We start from the raw sequence: 18,682 nt of genomic DNA on the forward strand, positions 1-18,682 counted from the left end.
CGTAATCGCCTACGATCGAATGGGAGTAAGCACCGTGGCACGTAAGACAGGCCGTCAGTTCTTCGCCAATCCGGGGCCGACGAATATCCCCGACAGCATTCTGCGGGCGATGGACCGACCCACCATCGACTTCATGGACGGCGAATTCGCCGAATTATTCAACACCGCCGTGGGCGGCCTGAAGCGGGTCCTGCGCACGACCGGGGACGTGTTCATCTACACCGCCTCCGGCCATGGCTCGTGGGAGGCCACGCTGGTCAACCTGTTCTCCCCCGGGGATCTGGTGCTGGTCGTGGAAACCGGGTGGTTCAGCGAGGGCTGGGCGGCCATGGCGGCCAAGTTCGGGCTACGCACCAAAACGGTCGCGGCCCCCGATTGGCGCCGCGGCGTGGAATATGCCGCGATCACCGCGGCGCTGAAGGAGACGCCCGAGGCGAAGGGCGTGCTGTGCGTGCATAACGAAACGGCGACCGGCATGATGCTGGACCTGCCCTCGGTCCGCGCCGCGATCGACTCCGCCGGGTCGGACGCGCTGCTGCTGGTGGACACCATCTCCTCCCTCGGCTCGCTGGAATTCCGGTTCGACGATTGGGGCATCGATGCCGCCGTGGGTGGCAGCCAGAAGGGGCTGATGCTGCCGACCGGCTGCTCGTTCACCGCGGTGTCGGCCAAGGCGATGAAGGTGCATGCGTCGTCGACGATGGCCCGCCACTATTTCGACTGGTCGGAGATGACGAAGCGCTCGTTCCGCGCCTTCATGGGCACCATCCCCACCGGCATGTTCTACGGCCTGGCCGAATCGGTGCGGTTGATCGAGTTGGAGGGGTTGGACGGCGTCATCACCCGGCACCATCGCCTGGCCGAGGGCGTCCGCCGCGCCGTGCGCACCTGGTCCGGCAATGTCGGCGGGCCTGAGCTGTTTTGCCTGTCGCCGGATCGCCTGTCCGACTCGGTGACCGCGATCAAGTTCCCCGAGGGCTTCAACTCCGACGCCGTCCGCAAGACCGCGCTGGAGAAGTTCAACGTGTCCACCGGCGGTGGATTGGGCAAGCTGGGCGGCCAGGTGATGCGGATCGGCCATCTGGGCGATCTGAACGAGCCGATGATCCTGGGCACGCTGGGCGCGGTGGAAATGAGCCTGAAGATCAACGGCGTGCCGCACGGGCGCGGCGGCGTGGATGCGGCGATGGAGTATCTCGCCGAAGCCGCCTGATCCACGCCGAACGGAGGAAACGACCCCAATGAGCCAGAGACTGGCCGATATACTACAGGCGGCGGTGGCTCGTGGGGACGTGCCCGGCGCCGTGGCGATGGCGACGGATGGCACCAGCACGCTCTGCCAGGCGGCCGCCGGGGTGCGGCAGTTTGGCGGCGACGTGCCGATGACGCTGGACACGATCTTCTGGATTGCCTCGCTGACCAAGGCGGTGACCTCGATCGCGGCGATGCAGTTGGTGGAACAGGGCTGCATCGGGCTGTGGGATCCGTTGGGTCCGATCGTGCCGAAGTTGGCCGATCTGCAGGTGCTGACCGGGTTCGACGACGCCGGGCAGCCGGTGCTGCGCCCTGCCCGGCGTGAGGTGACGCTACACGACCTGCTGACCCATACCTCGGGCTTCTGCCAGGAAGTCTGGAACCCCAACATTCGCCGCTACATCGAGGTGACGGGCGTCCCCACCTCCGCCAGCGGGCTGAACGCGGCGCTGGATCGCCCCCTGGCCTTCGACCCGGGGGACCGCTGGGAATACGGCATCGGCATCGACTGGGCCGGCAAGGTGGTGGAGGCGGTGAGCGGGCAAGGGCTGGGCGCCTATTTCGCCGAGCATATTTTCGGTCCGCTGGGCATGGTGGACACCCAATTCGGCCGGCCGGACAGTGACCGGGTCGCGTCCAGCCATACCCGCCTGCCAGATGGCGGGCTGAAGCCCGGCAGTTCCGGGCGTCCTGGCAAGCCGGAGCTGGAGGGCGGCGGCGGTGGCCTCTACTCCACCGCATCCGACTATTTGAAGCTGTTGGCGATGTTGCTGCGGGGCGGCGACAATTTGCTACGGCCAGACACGGTGGCGTCGATGATGCGCAACCAGATCGCGCCCATCGCGGTGCGGGCGCTACCAACCGAGATGCCACACCTGTCGAATGACGCGGAGTTCTTCCCCGGAGTGGCGAAAGGCTGGGGCTACGGGTTCATGACGACGAGCACTGCCGGGCATGCCGGTCGTGCGGCCAACAGCGTCGCGTGGGCCGGGCTGGCCAATTGCTACTACTGGTTGGACCCAAGCAGCCGCATAGCTGGCGTGCTGATGGCGCAGCTTCTACCCTTTGCCGACCCGGCGGTGCTGGGGTTGTTCGACGCTTTCGAGACGAGCGTCTACGAGGCCCAACAAAACCGCTAGTGTTCCCGTTTTGTTTTCGTGTTAGACCCCTGTTCGTCGCTCTGTTGGGGTTCTTAGCATCATGATCCAGCGCAAACCGAACCGCCACATGCAAGCTCAAAAACCTTCGCAACACATTATATAGCGGTTGGCGGCGGCTCCACGACTACATAAGGTGGGGGCCGTTCTGTGGGTGATGGAGTCGGTGCGATGAATGAGATGACGAAGCCAATGCCCCTGTTGAGCACCGACGACGTGCAGATGCCGGGTTGCTTTCCCGTCCATGTCGACCGCTCCCGCGACGCCCTGCTGACGGATTTTGGTCGCGCCACGCTGGATGACCGCTACCTGATGCCGGGGGAGAGTTACCAGGATCTGTTCGCCCGGGTTGCCAGCTTCTACGGCGACGATGCGGATCACGCCCAGCGGATCTACGACTACATCAGCAAGCTGTGGTTCATGCCCGCCACCCCCGTGCTGTCCAATGGCGGCACCAAGCGCGGCCTGCCGATCTCCTGCTTCCTGAACGAGGCGTCGGACAGCCTGGACGGCATCGTCGGGTTGTGGAACGAGAATGTGTGGCTGGCGTCCAAGGGCGGCGGCATCGGCTCCTACTGGGGCAATCTGCGCTCGATCGGCGAGAAAGTCGGGCAGAACGGCAAGACCTCCGGCGTGATCCCGTTCATCCGGGTGATGGACAGCCTGACGCTGGCGATCAGCCAGGGCTCGCTGAGGCGCGGCTCGGCGGCGGTGTACCTGCCCGTCAGCCATCCGGAGATCGAGGAGTTCATCGAGATCCGCCGCCCCACCGGTGGCGACCCGAACCGCAAGGCGCCGAACCTGCACCACGGCATCCAGGTGTCGGACGCATTCATGCGCGCGGTCGAGAATGACGAGGCGTGGTCCCTGCTGTCGCCGAAGGACCAGACCCCGGTGCGGCAGATCAGCGCCCGCAATTTGTGGATCCGGATCCTGACGGCCCGCATCGAGACCGGCGAGCCGTACATCGTCTATTCCGACCACGTGAACAACGGCCGGCCGGAGCATCACAAGCTGGCCGGGCTGGAGGTGCGCACCTCCAATCTGTGCAGCGAGATCACCCTGCCGACCGGGATCGACCATCAAGGCATGCAGCGAACGGCGGTGTGCTGCCTGTCCTCGCTGAATCTGGAGACCTGGTTCGAGTGGAAGGACCACCCGCTGTTCATCGAGGACGTGATGCGCTTCCTCGACAACGTGTTGCAGGATTTCATCGACCGGGCGCCGGACGAGATGGAGCGGGCGAAATATGCTGCGGCACGCGAGCGCTCGGTCGGTCTGGGTGTGATGGGCTTCCACTCGTTCCTGCAGGCGCTGAACGTCCCGTTCGAGAGCGTGATGGCCAAGGTGTGGAACAAGACGATGTTCAAGCACATTCGCGCCGGTGCGGACGCGGCGTCGATCCAGTTGGCGACCGAGCGTGGCGCCTGCCCGGATGCGGAAGAATACGGCGTGCACGAACGGTTCTCGCACAAGATGGCGATCGCGCCGACCGCCTCGATCTCGATCATCGCGGGCAACGCCAGCCCGGGGATCGAGCCGATTGCCGCCAACGTGTTCCTGCAAAAGACGCTGTCCGGCTCGTTCACCGTGCGCAACCGCCACCTGCAGAAGCTGCTGGCCGAGAAGGGCATGGACCAGGACGAGATCTGGTCCTCCATCACGCTGAACAAGGGCAGCGTGCAGCATCTGGACTTCCTGTCCGATGACGAGAAGGCGGTCTACAAGACCGCGTTCGAGCTGGATCAGCGTTGGGTGGTGGAGCACGCGGCCGACCGCACGCCGTTCGTCTGCCAAAGCCAGTCGGTCAACCTGTTCCTGCGCGCCGATATTCACAAGCGCGACCTGCACCAGATCCACTTCCTCGCCTGGAAGCGTGGCGTGAAGTCGCTGTATTACTGCCGCAGCCTGTCGATCCAGCGGGCCGACAACGTCAGCGAAAAAGCGGTGGCGCCGACTGCCATCCTGCAGGCCGCCGTGGCGATGCCCATCGTCCCGGCGTCAACGAACTACGAAGAATGCCTCGCCTGCCAATAGGCTAAAGCTCGCCGGACTACTCTTACGGCCGAATGGGATTGGGACCCGCGCCTGCGCGGCGCGCCCGCCCGTTCGGCATTCCACCAACCCGATACAGGAGCCTCCCGCATGGATGGCAGCATCTCCCCCGCCGAGCCGACCCGGCAACCCAGCGTCCAAATGGACCTTCTGACCGAGAACCCGGTCTACAAGCCGTTCCGCTACCCCTGGGCGTATGAAGCATGGCTGACCCAGCAGCGCGTGCATTGGCTGCCGGAGGAAGTCCCGCTGGCCGACGACGTGAAGGATTGGCACCGCAGCCTGACCGCGCCGGAGCAAAATTTGCTGACGCAGATTTTCCGCTTCTTCACCCAGGCGGATGTCGAGGTGAACAATTGCTACATGAAGCACTACAGCCAGGTGTTCAAACCGACTGAAGTGCTGATGATGCTGTCCGCATTCAGCAATATCGAGACGATCCACATCGCGGCGTATAGCCATCTGCTCGACACCATCGGCATGCCCGAGCTCGAATACACGGCCTTCATGAAATACAAGCAGATGAAGGACAAATTCGACTACATGCAGGGCTTCCGTGTCGATAATAAGCACGAGATCGCCAAGACCCTGGCTGCATTCGGTGCGTTTACCGAGGGGCTGCAGCTATTCGCGTCGTTCGCAATCCTGCTGAATTTCCCACGCTTCAACAAGATGAAGGGCATGGGCCAGATCGTCACCTGGTCGGTTCGGGACGAGACGCTGCATTGCCTGTCGATCATCCGGCTGTTCCGCACCTTCGTGCAGGAAAATCCAGAGATCTGGACCGAAGCGCTGCGCACCGAGTTGGTCGAGATGTGCGCCACCATCGTCGACCACGAGGATGCGTTTATCGACCTGGCTTTCGAACTTGGCTCGGTCGAAGGGCTGAGTGCGGAGCAGGTGAAGCGCTACATCCGCTACATCGCGGACCGGCGGCTGATCCAGTTGGGTCTCGATCCACTGTATCTGGTGGAAACCAATCCGCTACCCTGGCTGGACGACATGTTGAATGCGGTGGAGCACGCGAATTTCTTCGAAAACCGCTCCACCGAATACAGCCGCGCCTCGACGCAGGGCAGCTGGGAGGAAGCATTCTCCTCCCAGGTGTTCGAGGAGTCGCAGCCGAGCGGTGCCATAACTCTGCCGCCGGTTTGACCTTGGGGGCGGCTGATTCTGGCACGATCCAAAATTAGCCGCCCGTCCAGTAAATATTGTTTTGACGCAGGGCTGTTTCATTAGTTAGCATACCGACATGAAACACGTAGTCTGCTTGTCTGATTAACACGTTAATCAACAAACATTGCGCCCTCTCTTCAAGAATGTGAACGTCTAGGTTCGATTGTGAATGCACCGCACGGCACGAGCGTGAAATACTTTTTGTATGGTGCCCTTTGACCAAAATCTGTTGACGTGATGCCGGTGACAGCATCGAGCGAGAGCGATTCGGCTCGCGACTCACCGCAATCTGTCCCACGGCTGGGGCGCCGGTTGTCGGACAAGATCCTGGTCGCGTTCCACCATGCCTGCGATATTTCCGATCTGGAGATCGCGGAGGCATTGCTGCACGCGTTGGAGATCATGGTGACGCGCAAGCCGGCCCCGCAGCAGAGCGGCCGGCGCCGCGATATGGAAAGCCTGGTCGCCGCGCACGAACGTCTATGGCAACTCCGCAACCCCGAATCGGACGAATAGGGCGCCATCCGCTAGCGCCAGGTGAGCGCGGCGCCTTCCCACAGGATCGCCCGTGCCTCGGCCGAAAATCCGTCGCCCTCGTGCAGTACCAGGCCCGGCAGGATCCGGCAGGGGCCGCGGCCGGTCTTGGTCGCCCGCAACAGCAGCAGGCGTGCCTCCTGCCCCGGTCGCGGCCATAGCGGCAGCAGCGTCGCACCGCCGCAGCCGGCCTTGGTCACGGCGTCCAGCGCCTGCGCGGTCAGCGTTGCGGGTACCAGCAGGGTCAACGTACCGCCCTGTCGCAGGCTGCGGCCCAGCCGGCCGGTCCATGCCTCCAACAGCCCGGGCGTCGCGCGCTTTGCCGCCTCCCGCATCGGCGTGGGGGAGGCCGTGCCCAGCGGCTCGTGCCAGGGCGGGTTGGCGATGGCGTGGTCGAAACGCGGCTCCGCCGGCAGGTCGCGGATGTCGCCGGCATCGACCCGCGCCAGTGCGAAACCATTTGCCTCGATATTGGCCTGCGCCAATTGGGCCAGGGCGGCATCGCGCTCGACCCCGATGGCGATCACGCCGGGAAGGCGGGCCGCCAGGCACAGCACACCGGCGCCGGCGCCGGTGCCGCCCTCGACCACTCGCTCCCCTGGGCGGGCGGCGACGCTGGCGGCCAGCAACACAGGCTCGATCCCCGTGCGATAGCCGGCGCTTGGCTGGCGGTAGGTCACACGGCCGCCCAGCAGCGTCCCCTGCGTCAACGTGAACCCGGCGGAGATGCTGTCGGTGGTCACGGCAGTTCGCCAGCCTCCCGCAAGACCCGCCGGGCCGCGCCGGCGTCGTCGTCGGCTACTGCGAGTCGCCGTGGGATGGCGCCGATGCTGCCCTCCATCGCGCTGACATGGGCGTCCAGCACGGTGGCATCGATTCCGGCATCGCGAAGCAGCGCGCCCAAAAAGCTCAATCGAACCGGGTCATTGGTGATCACGACGACGTGCATGGGCCTCATTCCGCCTGTCTGAATCGCTTCCGGTCGCCTTGACCGTTTTTTCGCGCCGCCGATATGGTAGAAGCCGAACACCATCCTACAATCTCGTCACTCACAAGTCGGAGTTCTCCGTTTGGGCGCCCTCGCCAGCCCTTCGCTACACGATCCGGTGCGCGGCCCGACCGCCGGTGGTGGAGGTGACGTGCTGACGCGACTGTCCGTGCTGATCGCCGATGACATGGTCGCGTGTAATCGCGCCATTATCGAGCAGATGGACAGCCCGGTCGCGCTCATCCCGCAACTCGCAGCCCACATCGTCGCGGCGGGCGGTAAACGGCTGCGGCCGATGCTGACGATCGGCTGCGCGCGGATGTGCGGCTATTCCGGCAAACGACACGTCCAGCTCGCCGCCTGCGTTGAATTCATCCATACCGCCACGTTATTGCACGACGATGTGGTGGATGAGAGCGTATTGCGCCGCGGCCTGGCCAGCGCCAACGCGATTTTCGGCAACAAATCCTCGGTCCTGGTCGGCGATTTCCTGTTTGCCCGCGCTTTCCAGCTGATGGTTGGTGACGGCTCGTTGGAAGTGTTGGAAATCCTGTCCCGCGCCGCGGCAACGATCGCGGAGGGTGAGGTGCTGCAGCTGACGACGCAGAACGACCTATCGACCTCCGAAGAACGGTATCTGGACGTGATCGGCGGCAAGACTGCGGCGCTGTTCGCGGCGGCCTGCCAGGTGGGCGCGATCGTCGCCGGGCGGCCAGCCAACGAGGTTGCGGCGCTAGCGGCCTATGGCGACAATATCGGCATGGCGTTCCAGCTTGTGGATGACGCGCTGGACTACTCGGCCGATCAGATGACGCTGGGCAAGACCGTTGGCGACGATTTCCGTGAGGGCAAGATCACCCTGCCCGTGCTCGCCGCCTACGAGGCCGGCAGTCCGGTGGAGCGGGAGTTCTGGACCCGCACGATCGAGCAGTCCGAGCAGGTGGACGCCGATCTGGAACACGCTCTGATGCTGATGGGCCAGCGCGGCGCGTTGGAAGCCACGCTGGAGCGGGCTCGCCGCTTTGCCCTGGCGGCGCAGCGTGCGCTGGAGCCGTTCCCGCCGGGTGAACTACGTCAGTGCCTGCACGACGTGGCGGATTTCACCGTCAGCCGGGGGGCTTAACAGCGGTCCGATAGCTATGCAGGGCGCCAGGCTAGGCGGCCTCGCGCACCGCATCGAGGAACCGCCCGATCTCGGATCGCAGCGCCCCCGTGGCGTCGGCGATCCCGTCGGCGAGCCCGGGCAACGCAGCCGCGACCCGACGGGCGTCCTGCGTGCGGTCCGCCGCCTCGGCAACCTTGGCGTGGGCGTGTTCGGCCCCGGTGGATGCGGTCTGTGCTGCCAGGGCGATCTCCTGCGTGGCGAGGCGCTGCAACTCCACCGCGCTGGCGACATCGCCGGCAGCCTCCGACACTGCACCGACCTGGGCCGACAGCGTGCCGATACCGTCCGTCGCACGGGTGGTGGCAAGCTGGATGGCGCCGATATGGCCGGCGACTTCCTCCGTCGCGCGGGCGGTCTGTGCGGCCAAGCTCTTGACCTCGGCCGCGACGACGGCGAAGCCCTTGCCTGCGTTGCCAGCCCGGGCGGCCTCGATCGTGGCATTCAGCGCCAGCAGGTTCGTGCGGCTGGCAATCCCGGTGATAACGTCCACCACCGCGCTGATGCGATTGGCGACCTTGGTCAGTTCACCGATATGCGCCAGGGCGGAACTGGCTTCCTTTGCCGCCTCGCCGACCGCGATGACGGCATCGGCCATGCGTTCGGACACGTCGTGCACGGTGCCCGACACCTTCTTCACCGCGACGGCGAGCGTTTCGACGTTGGTCACCGCCTCCGCCACGCCGGCTGCGGCGTCCTGGGTCTGCAGCGCCGTCAGGTAACTGGCATTGTCCAGGGTTTCGGCGGTGCGCTTCAGGGTCACTTCGCCCTCATGCACCTGAACCAGCTGAATGGCGCTGGCCTGTTCGAACAACACGGCGGCCTCGCCAAGCAAGCGGGCGGCCTGCAGCTTGGCAAGCTGCTCCCGCTCGGCCACCTGGCGCAGGCGCTGGGCGTCCGCCGCACTGTCGCGCAGCACCAGCACGGCTTGGGCCATCTTCCCCAACTCGTCCTTGCGCCCGACGCAGGGGATGTCGGCGTTCAGGTCGCCCTCGGCCATGCGGGCGACGGCGACGGTCAGATCCTGCAACGGCCGGGCGACCCGGCACAGCACTTGCCACGCGGCGCCCAGCGTTGCGGCGGCGGACAGGACGGCGCAGGCGCCGGCGAACAGAAGGCGCATCAGCGCACCACGGCGCGCATCGACGAAGCGGCGTGTCAGCTCATCGAACACGGCATTGCGCAGCAGTAGCGAGTTGGCCAGCATTGGGCTGGTCCAAACCCGGTATTGGGCCGGGGTGATGCCGATCGGCTGCCCGGTTCCCAGCGCGGTGATTAGCTCGCGGTAGGTCCTGTCGCCCTCGCCCATCACGGTGCGGGCCATGATCTCATTCGCCTCCCGCATGGCGGGGGGCGGGTCATTCACTTGCGCCATCGCCAGTTCGATGCGCTGCCACAGCAGCGTCACCCGGCCACTCAGTTCATCCATGTCGCGGATGCGAACCGGGGGCACGTTCTGCCCCAGCGAGGGCGACAGCAGCGCCGAGCGCAACCCGGCGGATTCCCGCAATTGCTGCGACAGATGGGCGATCTGCACGAATTGCCCGTAGCCGGGGGAGTAGCGGGTGACGTCCAGCTCGCCTATGTCGGCGATGCGCGACAGCACGCGCTGCATGTTGTCGGCGGACAGGACGAAGCCGCGGTCGGCATCGATCGGGCGGCTGATCGACGGTTCGCGCACGGCGCGGAACACGTCATCCTTGCTGCGCCGCAGCCGGTCCATCGCCGCGTTCAGCGAAGGCCAGGTGGCGCCGGCAAACGGCTGAACCGCCGTCAACGCGGCTTCGACACCGGCGCTGGCACCTTCCAGCGGCTTCATGGTATCGGCGGTGGCAGGCAAGGGGTCGCTATACAGCGTGCTCACCTTGCTACGAGCGGCAGATATCCGCTCGCTGAGAATCATCGCGGCATGAAGACCGGTGGCAGCCTTGATGGAGGCTTGGAGATCGGCGCGGTCCTGCACCGCATCGCATGCGCGCCAACTGGCACTGAACGTTGCGAGTATCCCCACAACTCCAATGCAGACGAGCAAGACATTACGAATTTGCATCTACACTGCCTGTTACACCGGCTAAACTTTTAGCAAATTGAGGTTTCAGTTTGCTTAATGGTTTAAGCCATCAGCCATAGGGTTGCCGCACCCAGGATGATGGCGACGCACCACAAAGCAGGATCGGTCGGGCTGAGCGCTGCCCGACGGACAGTGCAGCCATCCTCCACCGACATATCGCTGGAAATAGCCGATAACGCGGCTGGATCGGCCCGCAGCGAGCTTTGCAAGTGAGAGTGGGACGCGGTCGGTTTATGGGCCAGGAACATCGATTTACCTGCGAGAGTGACCTCCTCAGAATGACTGCATATCGTTAATATTTGTCTAATTTAACGATCTTGCATCACGTAAATTGAAGAAATTTCTTACCAGGGAGACAACCTGGCCTCATCCTGCGGCATCGGATTTACTGTACAGGCCTTCGATCACTAAGGGAGCAACGCCATGGATATCGATGGGAGTGTCTTCGTCGTCACTGGAGGCGCGTCGGGACTTGGCGCCGCGACAACGCGCATGCTGGTGTCCGCCGGGGCCCGGGTCGTGGTGGCGGACGTCAACCACCGGGCGGGCGAGCAGATTGCTGCCGAGTTGGCCGGCGCCGTCCGCTTCATCCCCACCGACGTGACGCAGGAGGCGGATGGGCAGGCTGCAATCGCCCTGGCGCAGCAGGCATTCGGCGGCCTGCACGGCCTGGCCAATTGCGCTGGCATTGCGCATGGCGAAAAAGTGGTGGGAAAGGACGGGCCGCACGCCCTGGCCGCCTTCACCCGCGTCGTCATGGTCAACCTGGTGGGCACGTTCAACATGACCAGGCTTGCCGCTGCCGCCATGGCTGGAAACACCCCGAATGCGGGTGGGGAGCGCGGCGTCATCATCTGCACTGCCTCGATCGCCGCGTTCGATGGGCAGGTGGGCCAGGCGGCCTATGCGGCCTCCAAGGCCGGGGTTGCCGGCATGACGCTGCCGATCGCCCGCGACCTGGCGCGCAACGGCATCCGCATCGCCACCATCGCGCCGGGCCTGTTCCGGACGCCGATGATGGAAGGGCTGCCGGCCGAGGTGCAGCAATCGCTCGGCGCCTCCGTCCCGTTCCCATCGCGGCTGGGGGAGCCGGCGGAATATGCCGGTGTCGTGCGGTTCGTCGTGGAGACGCCGATGCTGAATGGCGAGGTGATCCGGCTGGATGGCGCGCTGCGGATGGCGCCTCGCTAGCTAGCGCAGCAGATCCAGCGCGGCGCGGACCAACAGGCCACCGGGCTGGCGTAGTTCGTGGATGATGGTGAAGTGGTCGGCACCCGGCGCTGGTATCAGCGCGCCGGGCAGGTGGGCGGCGGACCGCTTGGCATGCAGGTCCCGGCTATCGGCCACCAGCGGCGGCAGTTCGGCCGTGCCGTAGGCGATCGCCATTGGCTTGGCGACATCCGGCAGCCGCATGGGTGACAGGGCGACGATCTCCTCGTCGGTCAATTGCAGCGCCTGGTTGAGATAGGTGTCGCGGATCGGCCCCAGTTCGAACAGGCCGGAGATGGCGAGCCCGGCGGTCACGAGCGGATGGCCGAGCCCCATCGCCGTCAGATGCCCGCCGGCCGACCACCCGGACAGGACCACGGGGCCGGTGACGCCGTGCGCGGCGCCGTGCGCGGCGAGCCAGTCCAGTGCGGCGACAATCTCGGCGTTGATCGCCGTCATCGTCGCATCGGGCGCCAGTGTGTAGCCGGGCAGCGCCACCGACCAGCCATGCGCCCGCAACCCGGCGCCCAAACAGGTGAACTGCTCCCGCGTGTTGCGTTGCCAATAGCCGCCATGGATGAACACGAAACAGGGCGCGGCCGGGTCGGCGGCGGGGAAGATGTCCCAGCGCTGCCGCTCCGCCGGGCCATAGGGCACGTCCAGGGAGCCCGGCCACTCCGCCCGGTATGCGGCGGAGGCGGCAATGCGCTCGGCGTTCAGCGTGGCGCTGTTCTTCACCCCGTCGGTGTTGTTGTAGGCGGCATCGCGCGCCGCCCGGCTCATCTGGCCCCATTCGATCACGCAGCATCCTCCCTCTGATGGTCGGAGTGCAGCATGGCGCTCAATCGCCGCCGCACTTCGTTGAACTCGGGTGAGGAAACGTCGCGGCGACGGGGTAGGTCAATGCGTTCGTCCGCCACGATGTGGCCGGGGCCGGGCGACATCACGATCACCCGGTCTGCCAGCAGGATCGCTTCCTCGATCGCGTGGGTCACGAACAGCACTGTCAAGCGGCGTTCGGCCCAGATGGTGAGCAACTCGTCCTGCAATCGCTCCCGCGTCATGGCGTCCAGCGCGCCGAAGGGTTCGTCCATCAGCACCAATTCGGCGTCGTTCGCCAGCACGCGGGCGATGGCGACACGCTGCTTCATGCCGCCGGAAAGTTGGTGCGGGAAAGCGTTGGCGAACCGGGTCAGCCCCACCGTCTCCACGAACCGATCGGCAATCCGGGCGACTTCGGCGGATGGCAGGCCGCGCGCCCTTGGCCCGAAGCCGATATTGTCCCGCACTGTCAACCAGGGAAACAGGCCGTAATCCTGGAATACCATGCCACGGCCTGGCCCCGGTCCGGTCACCGGCTTGCCCGACACCACGACGCGCCCGGCGCTCGCCGCCTCGAACCCGGCGACCACGCGCAGTAGGGTGGATTTCCCGCAACCGGAGGCACCCAGCAGGCAAATGAACTCCCCCCGCTGCACGACCAGGTCGGCGCCGCGCAGTGCCTCCACCGTACCGTAGCGCTTGCCGAGCTTGTCGATGACCAGGATCGGCTCAGCCATGCGACGGGCTCCAGCGCAGCAGGCGGCGGCCTAGTGCCAGCACCAGTGCGTCGGACAGAAAGCCGAGCGCGCCGATCACCACCATGCCGGCCACCACCACGTCGGTGCGCGACAATTGGCGGGCATCCATGATCATGGCGCCGAGGCCGGTCTGCACGCCGGTCATCTCCCCCACCACGATCACCACCCAGGCAAAGCCCAGCCCCAACCGCAGCCCGGTGAAGATGCCGGGTAGCGAGGCGGGCAGCACGACTTTGGGGAACATGCGGGTGGGCGATACGCCGAGCATGGACGCAGCCTCGAACAAGCGAGGTTCGACGCTGCGGACGGCGAAGATCGTGTTGACCAGGATCGGGAAGAACGCGCCCAGCGCCACCAGGAAGAAGGCCGAGCGGGCGCCCAATCCGAACAGGATCATCGACAGCGGCAGCCAGGCAGTGACGGGGATCGGCCGCAACACTTGCAGCAACGGGTCCAGCAAGGTGTGCGCCCAACGTAACCGGCCGACCAGCATGCCCAGGGGCAATGCCGCCAGCGCGGCCAGCAGGAACGCGCCATACACCCTGCCGACGGAGGCGGCGATGTGCGCCGGCAACCTGCCGCTGAAGGCGTCGCCCTCATCCCCGGTTGCGAGATCCACCAGGGCGGTGACGACCTCACCCGGCGTCGGGATCAGCCCGTAGGCTTGCCGGCTGGTCGCCAGCCACCAGGCGACCAGCAGGATCGCCGGCACGATCAAGCCCAGCAGCCGGCGAGGTGCCGCGGCAGACCGCAGCGCCGCCCCCATCAGGCGGCGGCGACCTGGTCGGAAAAACGCGAGTCGAAGAAAGTCGAGAAGTCGGGCAGCGCGCGGATCTGCTTCAGCGACAGCATCTGGTCGGCGTAGGTCTTGGCCTGCTGCACCATGGTGGGCGTCATCTGCCAGTTCAGCTCGACATTCGGGGCGGCGATCTCCACCGCGGCCTTCTGCATGCCCAGCTTGGCAACGGTCATCGCCACCATCGCGTCCGGGTTGGCCATCGCGTAGGCGCTGGCCTGGCGCTGCAGGCTCACCATCAGCTTGGCGAGGTCCGGCTTCTTCTCCAGCGTGTCGCGGCTAGTGGCCAGGATCATGTTCAGGCTGCCCATGGGGGTGGAGTAGGGATACTCCACGATCTTGCCCACGCCGGATGCGACCGACAGGCCGGGCCCAGGCTCGGCGCCGACATAGGCATCGACGTCCCCACGGGCTAGGGCGGCGTGCATTTCGCTAAACGACACGCGGACAGGCGTGATGTCGCGGACGGACATCCCCTCCATCCGCAGGCGTTCCAGCACGAACACTTCCTGCGTAGAGCCGGGCCAGATCGCCACCCGCTTGCCCTTCAGATCGGCCAGGGTGTTGATGTTGCTGGTTTTGCCGGCGACGATCGCCATGCCCTTGTTGCATTCCGAGCCGATGACCACCACCGGCTGATGTACCGCGGCGCCCAGAATACCGGCGGCGATGCCGAACGTGCCGAAATCGACGGTGCCGCTGACGACGGCATCCTTGCCGTCGGTCGGGCTCTCGAACGGGATGATTTCGACCGTGGTGCCGGCGGGCAGGAAGCGGTCGTAGAAATATGGGGTGATCGCGTGGATCAGCTTCAGCGTGCCCATGCGGATGACCGTCGCGGCCTTTGCCCGATGCATGATGGCGGGCGTGGCCAGGGCGCCAGCGATGGCGGCGCGACGTGTGATGCTCGACATGCGAACGCTCCCGACGATTGTCTCGGGCTCACGCAAATTTCATGCCGGTCACGTGGCCGCCCCGGGCCGGGGCGGCCTACTCACTACGACTCGACGGGCGCCTTGTCCTGCACGATCTCTGCGGCTGGGGCCTCGGCAGGGGTCGACGAACGCTGCATTTCCTCGCGGCGCTTGGCCTCTTTTTTGGCCAGTTTCGCCCGTTCGCGCTCGGCTTTCTGAAACTGGTAGTTCACTTTAGCCATGTGCGTCTCCTATCTGCCGCGCGCGGATCGGACGCCGCGCGCCACGGCAATCGTTGTTTGCGACGACCATTGCACGCAGCCGCCCCGCTCGCCAGCACCGCATGCCAGAGGCGCGGCGGAAACAGGCCGCTAGGCGACGGAGCGCACCTCGCTCACGAAGGTTCCCACGCTGTCGCGCAGCAGGCCGGTCGCCTGGCCGACGGCGGCGGACACCAGCGGCAGGCGCATGGCGCTGGCGCGAGCGGCCTCGGTTTGGATCGCAGCGCTGGCGACCTTGGACGTCGCGGCCTCCGTCCCGCTGGCGGCGGATTGGGCGGCCTGGGCGATTTCCTGGGTCGCAGCGCCTTGTTGGGTCAGCGCCTGGGCCACGTCATCGGCGGTGGCCGATACCGCACTCACCTCCAGCGACAGCCCACTGATTGCAGCGGTGGCTTCCTCCGTCGCGGACAGAATGGCCGTCACGTGGGAGCTGACGTCCTGCGCGGCCTTGGCGGTTTGCGCCGCCAACTTCTTCACCTCGGACGCGACCACGGCGAAGCCGCGTCCGGCCTGCCCTGCCCGCGCTGCCTCGATCGTCGCGTTCAAGGCCAGTAGATTGGTCCGGCCGGCGATGTCCACGATCAGCCGCAGGATGTCCTCGATCCGCCTGGCGGTGCCGGCCAGGTGCTCCACCGCATCAGCCGCCTTGTCCGCGCCCACGGCCGCGAACCCGGCAGCCCGCGCGGCGACCGACATACGGTCCGACACGTGGCGGACGGAGACGGCCAGTTCCTCGGTGGCGGCGGCGACGGCGGCGACGCTCGTGGCCGCCACGGCCACGCCCTCGGCAGCGCCCTTCGCCTCCTGCGCGGTCAGCGATGCGGCGTCCTTGATGGTTTGCGCGGCTTCGGACAATTCCGCCTCGGTCGCGGCCACCTGGGCCAGCGCGGCGGAACTGACATCCTCGAACCGCTTGGCCGCTTCGGTGAGCGAGGCAGCCATTTCGACCTTGCGTTCCTGTTCCAGGTTGGCCTGCTGGCGCAATTTCTCCGCCGCACTCGCGCGCTGGCGCAGGATGGCGATGGCGGAGGCGACCTCCCCCAACTCATCCTTCCAATCGGCGCCGGGCACGGGGACGCTCAGATCGCCATCGGCGATGCGGGTGACGGCGTGGGCCAATTCCCGCAACGGCCGCGCGACCCGGCGCATCACCTGATAGGAGGCCAGCAGGGTCACCAACAGTGCCGCCGTGCCGATGCAGCCGGCACGCCAGATCTGCAATATGGTGTCGTGCAGCGCCATCGCACGCTGCCGGGCAGCCTCGGCAAAGGCGGCATCGCGCAGTAGCAGGCTGCTGGTCAGGATCGGCTGGGTCCAGTTTCGGAACTCGATCAACGTCATCGGCGGCTTGGCGCCGGTCCGCAGGGCGTTGGCAACCTGCCGGTATATCCGGTCGCCCTCGCCCATGATGGACGTCTCGGTTGCGCCGCAGGCGGCCAGCACGTTGGTGCGGTCCTTCATCTGCGCCACGGTCAGCCGCAGCCGGTCCCACAAGGCGGCGGCGGCGCCGCTCAATTCATCGATGCGCTGCAGCTTTTCTTCGCCGGCCGACGCCAGCGTGGGCCCTCGCGCCAGCAAATCGGACAGCAGGATGGATCGCAGCCCCATCACCTCCCGTAGATCCTGCGACAAGCGGGCGATGCCGACCAGATAGCCAAGATCGGGAGAGCGGCGGCCGATGGCGCTTTCCAGTTCGTCGGCAACGCGGTTGACCTCCTGCTGGGCCTGGCTGATGGCGTTGACAAAGGTGGCGCCGGCTGCGGCGTGATGGGCGTCCTGCGATTGACGCAGCACGGCCAGCATGTGTTCGCGCGCCGCGTCCAGGTTGCGTTTGACGTCCTCCAGCCGCATGGCGGCCTGTGGATAGGTGCGTTCGGCGGTGTCGATGGCATAGTCGGCGGTTCGCCGGGCGGCATTATAGGGCTCGATGGCGGCCTCGCTCGGTCGCTCGGCCCGGGCGAAGATCGTACTCGCCATCCCCCGCTCCAGCGCCAGCTTCTCGCTGGCTATCAAGGTGAGTTGCAGGCTGTCCTTCAGCTTTCCCGCCGTCTCCAGCGTCGCCCGCTGCGATGCCGCGTCGACGATGCGAATGACGGCAGTGGTGATGGCCAGGCCACCAACCAGGCAAAAACACATCATCAGCATCGGGCGGATTTTCACAGAAGCTCACCCGGAAATTTGGCGGTGCAGCAATGATCGACGAATAAGGTTTAACGATGCTTAATTCTGATCGCGCTATCGTGTGCGACGGCGCGGCGCACGGCGGCGGCGGCAAAGCCGTGGTAACCCGGTTGTGCGCCTAGCCCGGCGGCAGTTGCCAGCCCGTCGCAAGCGCTTCGGCAGCCCGATAGGCCGCTTGTGCCATCACCGCGTAGAAACCGGGATCGCCGGCCAGCCGGCGCAGCGCGGCGGCGGCGGCGGCCTCGTCCGGATCCGCCCAGACCGCGTCGGCGTAACGCATATACACCGCCGTATCGTGGACCGGCACAGTTCGCGCAGGAACCAGCATCCCGGTGACTTCAGTCATGAAGTCGAGATTCCCGGAATAGGCCGTGGCGATCACGGGGACACCGAGCGCCATCGCCTCCAGCATCGGCAGTCCAAAGCCTTCTGCCCGGTGGAGCGACAGCAGCACGTCGGCCGACAGATAGAGGGAGCGCAGGGCGTCGTCATCCAGGAAGCCGTCGATCACTTGGATGTTCGGCCAAGCCTGTGCGTCGCCCAGCAACTCGGCCCGGTCGACACCCTTGCCGTTCAGCTTCACGAGCAACCGGGCGGGGCTATCCGGGCCGAACGCCTGGCAGAACGCCCGCACCGCGCCCGCCGGGTTCTTGCGCACGTAGCTGGAACGGCTGTCCGCCATGGTGAGCACGGTGAAGGGCTGGTCCGGCCGGAAGCGCGGCTGCGGGGCGACGGGGATGGCGTGCGGGACGACATGCATCGGTTGCGTGAAGCGCCGGGCCAGGCTGTCCCGGGCGAAGCGACTGGGGGTCCAGATCTCCTGCACCAGGCTTCCCGGCTGCGGCCAGTCCTTTGGCGGGGCGGCGAGTTCCCACGCCCAGTAGGCGATGCGCCAGGCATGGCGGGCTTGCGGCAGGACGCTGGACACCATGGCGGCCAGTTGGGGGCCGCCACTGTGGAACACGTAGGCCGACGCGGCCTGGTGCGGGATGCGAAACCGGGGGTTGCGCAACGCGGCCGTCGCGTCCAGCAACTCGGCCTGCAGCCCGGCGCGACGCAGCGCCGCCACCTGCAACGCCGCCCCGTGCGAGATGCCGTTGCGTTTCTGCACTGCGGCAACGACACAGACCCGGGACAAACGCCGCGGGCCCGACTGGGCACGCAATTGCAACCGGACGGCACTGGCCAGCAGTGCAAGGTAGGTTTCGGCGGCCAGACGGCGGAGTGATACAGAAATAACGGGATGCCTGACTCAGGCGCCTGAACTGGCCGCCGTGGGATCTTTAACCAAAGTGAGACATCGCTGCTAGTACATGCACACAAG

General features: G+C 66.1%; 17 protein-coding genes. 7 read left to right on the forward strand and 10 right to left on the reverse strand.

The window, feature by feature from the left end; translation table 11 throughout:
- The first annotated feature begins 34 nt into the window (after positions 1 to 34).
- The 5 genes from GSQ76_RS19355 (at position 35) to GSQ76_RS19375 (ending at position 6,158) form a co-directional block, all read left to right on the forward strand.
- A complete protein-coding gene (locus GSQ76_RS19355; protein ID WP_254070509.1) occupies positions 35 to 1,213 on the forward strand; it encodes an alanine--glyoxylate aminotransferase family protein in 1,179 nt (392 codons plus the stop codon).
- A gap of 28 nt (positions 1,214 to 1,241) precedes the next feature.
- A complete protein-coding gene (locus GSQ76_RS19360) occupies positions 1,242 to 2,393 on the forward strand; it encodes a serine hydrolase (RefSeq protein WP_158745759.1) in 1,152 nt (383 codons plus the stop codon).
- Positions 2,394 to 2,582: 189 nt separating this feature from the next.
- Entirely contained in the window at positions 2,583 to 4,448 is a 1,866-nt protein-coding gene (locus GSQ76_RS19365) for a ribonucleoside-diphosphate reductase subunit alpha (RefSeq protein ID WP_158745760.1), read from the forward strand.
- Positions 4,449 to 4,556: 108 nt separating this feature from the next.
- Entirely contained in the window at positions 4,557 to 5,621 is a 1,065-nt protein-coding gene (locus GSQ76_RS19370; RefSeq protein ID WP_158745761.1) for a ribonucleotide-diphosphate reductase subunit beta, read from the forward strand.
- A 333-nt stretch (positions 5,622 to 5,954) separates the two neighbouring features.
- Positions 5,955 to 6,158, forward strand: coding sequence for a hypothetical protein (locus GSQ76_RS19375; protein WP_254070510.1), 204 nt, complete (start codon positions 5,955 to 5,957; stop codon positions 6,156 to 6,158).
- A gap of 11 nt (positions 6,159 to 6,169) precedes the next feature.
- Here the strand turns inward: GSQ76_RS19375 and GSQ76_RS19380 are convergent, their stop codons facing one another.
- On the reverse strand, positions 6,170 to 6,919 hold the full coding sequence (locus GSQ76_RS19380; protein WP_254070511.1) for a tRNA1(Val) (adenine(37)-N6)-methyltransferase: 750 nt from the start codon (positions 6,917 to 6,919) through the stop codon (positions 6,170 to 6,172).
- Positions 6,916 to 7,209 (reverse strand): DUF2007 domain-containing protein, encoded by a 294-nt coding sequence (locus GSQ76_RS19385; protein WP_335904921.1) that lies wholly within the window; start codon positions 7,207 to 7,209, stop codon positions 6,916 to 6,918. Before GSQ76_RS19385 ends, GSQ76_RS19380 begins: the two co-directional genes overlap by 4 nt.
- Positions 7,210 to 7,351: 142 nt before the next feature.
- Between GSQ76_RS19385 and GSQ76_RS19390 the strand changes: the two genes are divergently transcribed.
- Positions 7,352 to 8,287 carry a polyprenyl synthetase family protein gene (locus GSQ76_RS19390; protein WP_158745831.1) on the forward strand — a complete coding sequence of 312 codons (936 nt, stop codon included), beginning with the start codon at positions 7,352 to 7,354 and terminating at the stop codon, positions 8,285 to 8,287.
- Between the two features lie 31 nt (positions 8,288 to 8,318).
- Here the strand turns inward: GSQ76_RS19390 and GSQ76_RS19395 are convergent, their stop codons facing one another.
- On the reverse strand, positions 8,319 to 10,376 hold the full coding sequence (locus GSQ76_RS19395) for a methyl-accepting chemotaxis protein (RefSeq protein WP_158745762.1): 2,058 nt from the start codon (positions 10,374 to 10,376) through the stop codon (positions 8,319 to 8,321).
- 444 nt (positions 10,377 to 10,820) lie between these two features.
- Here GSQ76_RS19395 and GSQ76_RS19400 point away from each other — a divergent pair, with 444 nt between their 5' ends.
- Positions 10,821 to 11,588 (forward strand): SDR family NAD(P)-dependent oxidoreductase, encoded by a 768-nt coding sequence (locus tag GSQ76_RS19400; RefSeq protein WP_158745763.1) that lies wholly within the window; start codon positions 10,821 to 10,823, stop codon positions 11,586 to 11,588.
- Here the strand turns inward: GSQ76_RS19400 and GSQ76_RS19405 are convergent, their stop codons facing one another.
- The 7 genes from GSQ76_RS19405 to GSQ76_RS19430 all read right to left on the reverse strand — a co-directional run bounded on the left by GSQ76_RS19405 (position 11,589) and on the right by GSQ76_RS19430 (position 18,469).
- The gene (locus tag GSQ76_RS19405) at positions 11,589 to 12,407 is read right to left on the reverse strand and encodes an alpha/beta hydrolase (RefSeq protein ID WP_254070512.1); all 819 of its coding nucleotides are present in this window, start codon (positions 12,405 to 12,407) and stop codon (positions 11,589 to 11,591) included.
- Entirely contained in the window at positions 12,404 to 13,165 is a 762-nt protein-coding gene (locus GSQ76_RS19410; RefSeq protein WP_158745764.1) for an ABC transporter ATP-binding protein, read from the reverse strand. The genes GSQ76_RS19405 and GSQ76_RS19410 overlap by 4 nt, the downstream gene beginning before the upstream one ends.
- Entirely contained in the window at positions 13,158 to 13,952 is a 795-nt protein-coding gene (locus tag GSQ76_RS19415) for an ABC transporter permease (RefSeq protein WP_158745765.1), read from the reverse strand. Before GSQ76_RS19415 ends, GSQ76_RS19410 begins: the two co-directional genes overlap by 8 nt.
- A complete protein-coding gene (locus GSQ76_RS19420) occupies positions 13,952 to 14,896 on the reverse strand; it encodes an ABC transporter substrate-binding protein (protein ID WP_158745766.1) in 945 nt (314 codons plus the stop codon). The genes GSQ76_RS19415 and GSQ76_RS19420 overlap by 1 nt, the downstream gene beginning before the upstream one ends.
- 83 nt (positions 14,897 to 14,979) lie before the next feature.
- A complete protein-coding gene (locus GSQ76_RS30910; RefSeq protein ID WP_174247372.1) occupies positions 14,980 to 15,138 on the reverse strand; it encodes a hypothetical protein in 159 nt (52 codons plus the stop codon).
- A 129-nt stretch (positions 15,139 to 15,267) separates the two neighbouring features.
- Positions 15,268 to 17,337 carry a methyl-accepting chemotaxis protein gene (locus GSQ76_RS19425; RefSeq protein ID WP_158745767.1) on the reverse strand — a complete coding sequence of 690 codons (2,070 nt, stop codon included), beginning with the start codon at positions 17,335 to 17,337 and terminating at the stop codon, positions 15,268 to 15,270.
- A 139-nt stretch (positions 17,338 to 17,476) separates the two neighbouring features.
- Positions 17,477 to 18,469, reverse strand: coding sequence for a glycosyltransferase family 4 protein (locus GSQ76_RS19430; protein ID WP_158745768.1), 993 nt, complete (start codon positions 18,467 to 18,469; stop codon positions 17,477 to 17,479).
- Positions 18,470 to 18,682: the final 213 nt, after the last annotated feature.

Origin of the sequence: Acidisphaera sp. L21, from assembly GCF_009765685.1 — a bacterium.
Taxonomy (GTDB): Bacteria; Pseudomonadota; Alphaproteobacteria; order Acetobacterales; family Acetobacteraceae; genus LMUY01.

Excerpts from the sequence above, each read along its gene's own strand:
- GSQ76_RS19360 (WP_158745759.1), top strand. The coding sequence starts at position 1,242 with ATGAGCCAGAGACTGGCCGATATACTACAGGCGGCGGTGGCTCGTGGG.
- GSQ76_RS19365 (WP_158745760.1), top strand. The coding sequence starts at position 2,583 with ATGAATGAGATGACGAAGCCAATGCCCCTGTTGAGCACCGACGACGTG.
- GSQ76_RS19370 (WP_158745761.1), top strand. The coding sequence starts at position 4,557 with ATGGATGGCAGCATCTCCCCCGCCGAGCCGACCCGGCAACCCAGCGTC.
- GSQ76_RS19385 (WP_335904921.1), bottom strand. The coding sequence starts at position 7,209 with ATGGTGTTCGGCTTCTACCATATCGGCGGCGCGAAAAAACGGTCAAGG.
- GSQ76_RS19390 (WP_158745831.1), top strand. The coding sequence starts at position 7,352 with ATGGTCGCGTGTAATCGCGCCATTATCGAGCAGATGGACAGCCCGGTC.
- GSQ76_RS19395 (WP_158745762.1), bottom strand. The coding sequence starts at position 10,376 with ATGCAAATTCGTAATGTCTTGCTCGTCTGCATTGGAGTTGTGGGGATA.
- GSQ76_RS19400 (WP_158745763.1), top strand. The coding sequence starts at position 10,821 with ATGGATATCGATGGGAGTGTCTTCGTCGTCACTGGAGGCGCGTCGGGA.
- GSQ76_RS19410 (WP_158745764.1), bottom strand. The coding sequence starts at position 13,165 with ATGGCTGAGCCGATCCTGGTCATCGACAAGCTCGGCAAGCGCTACGGT.
- GSQ76_RS19415 (WP_158745765.1), bottom strand. The coding sequence starts at position 13,952 with ATGGGGGCGGCGCTGCGGTCTGCCGCGGCACCTCGCCGGCTGCTGGGC.
- GSQ76_RS19420 (WP_158745766.1), bottom strand. The coding sequence starts at position 14,896 with ATGTCGAGCATCACACGTCGCGCCGCCATCGCTGGCGCCCTGGCCACG.
- GSQ76_RS30910 (WP_174247372.1), bottom strand. The coding sequence starts at position 15,138 with ATGGCTAAAGTGAACTACCAGTTTCAGAAAGCCGAGCGCGAACGGGCG.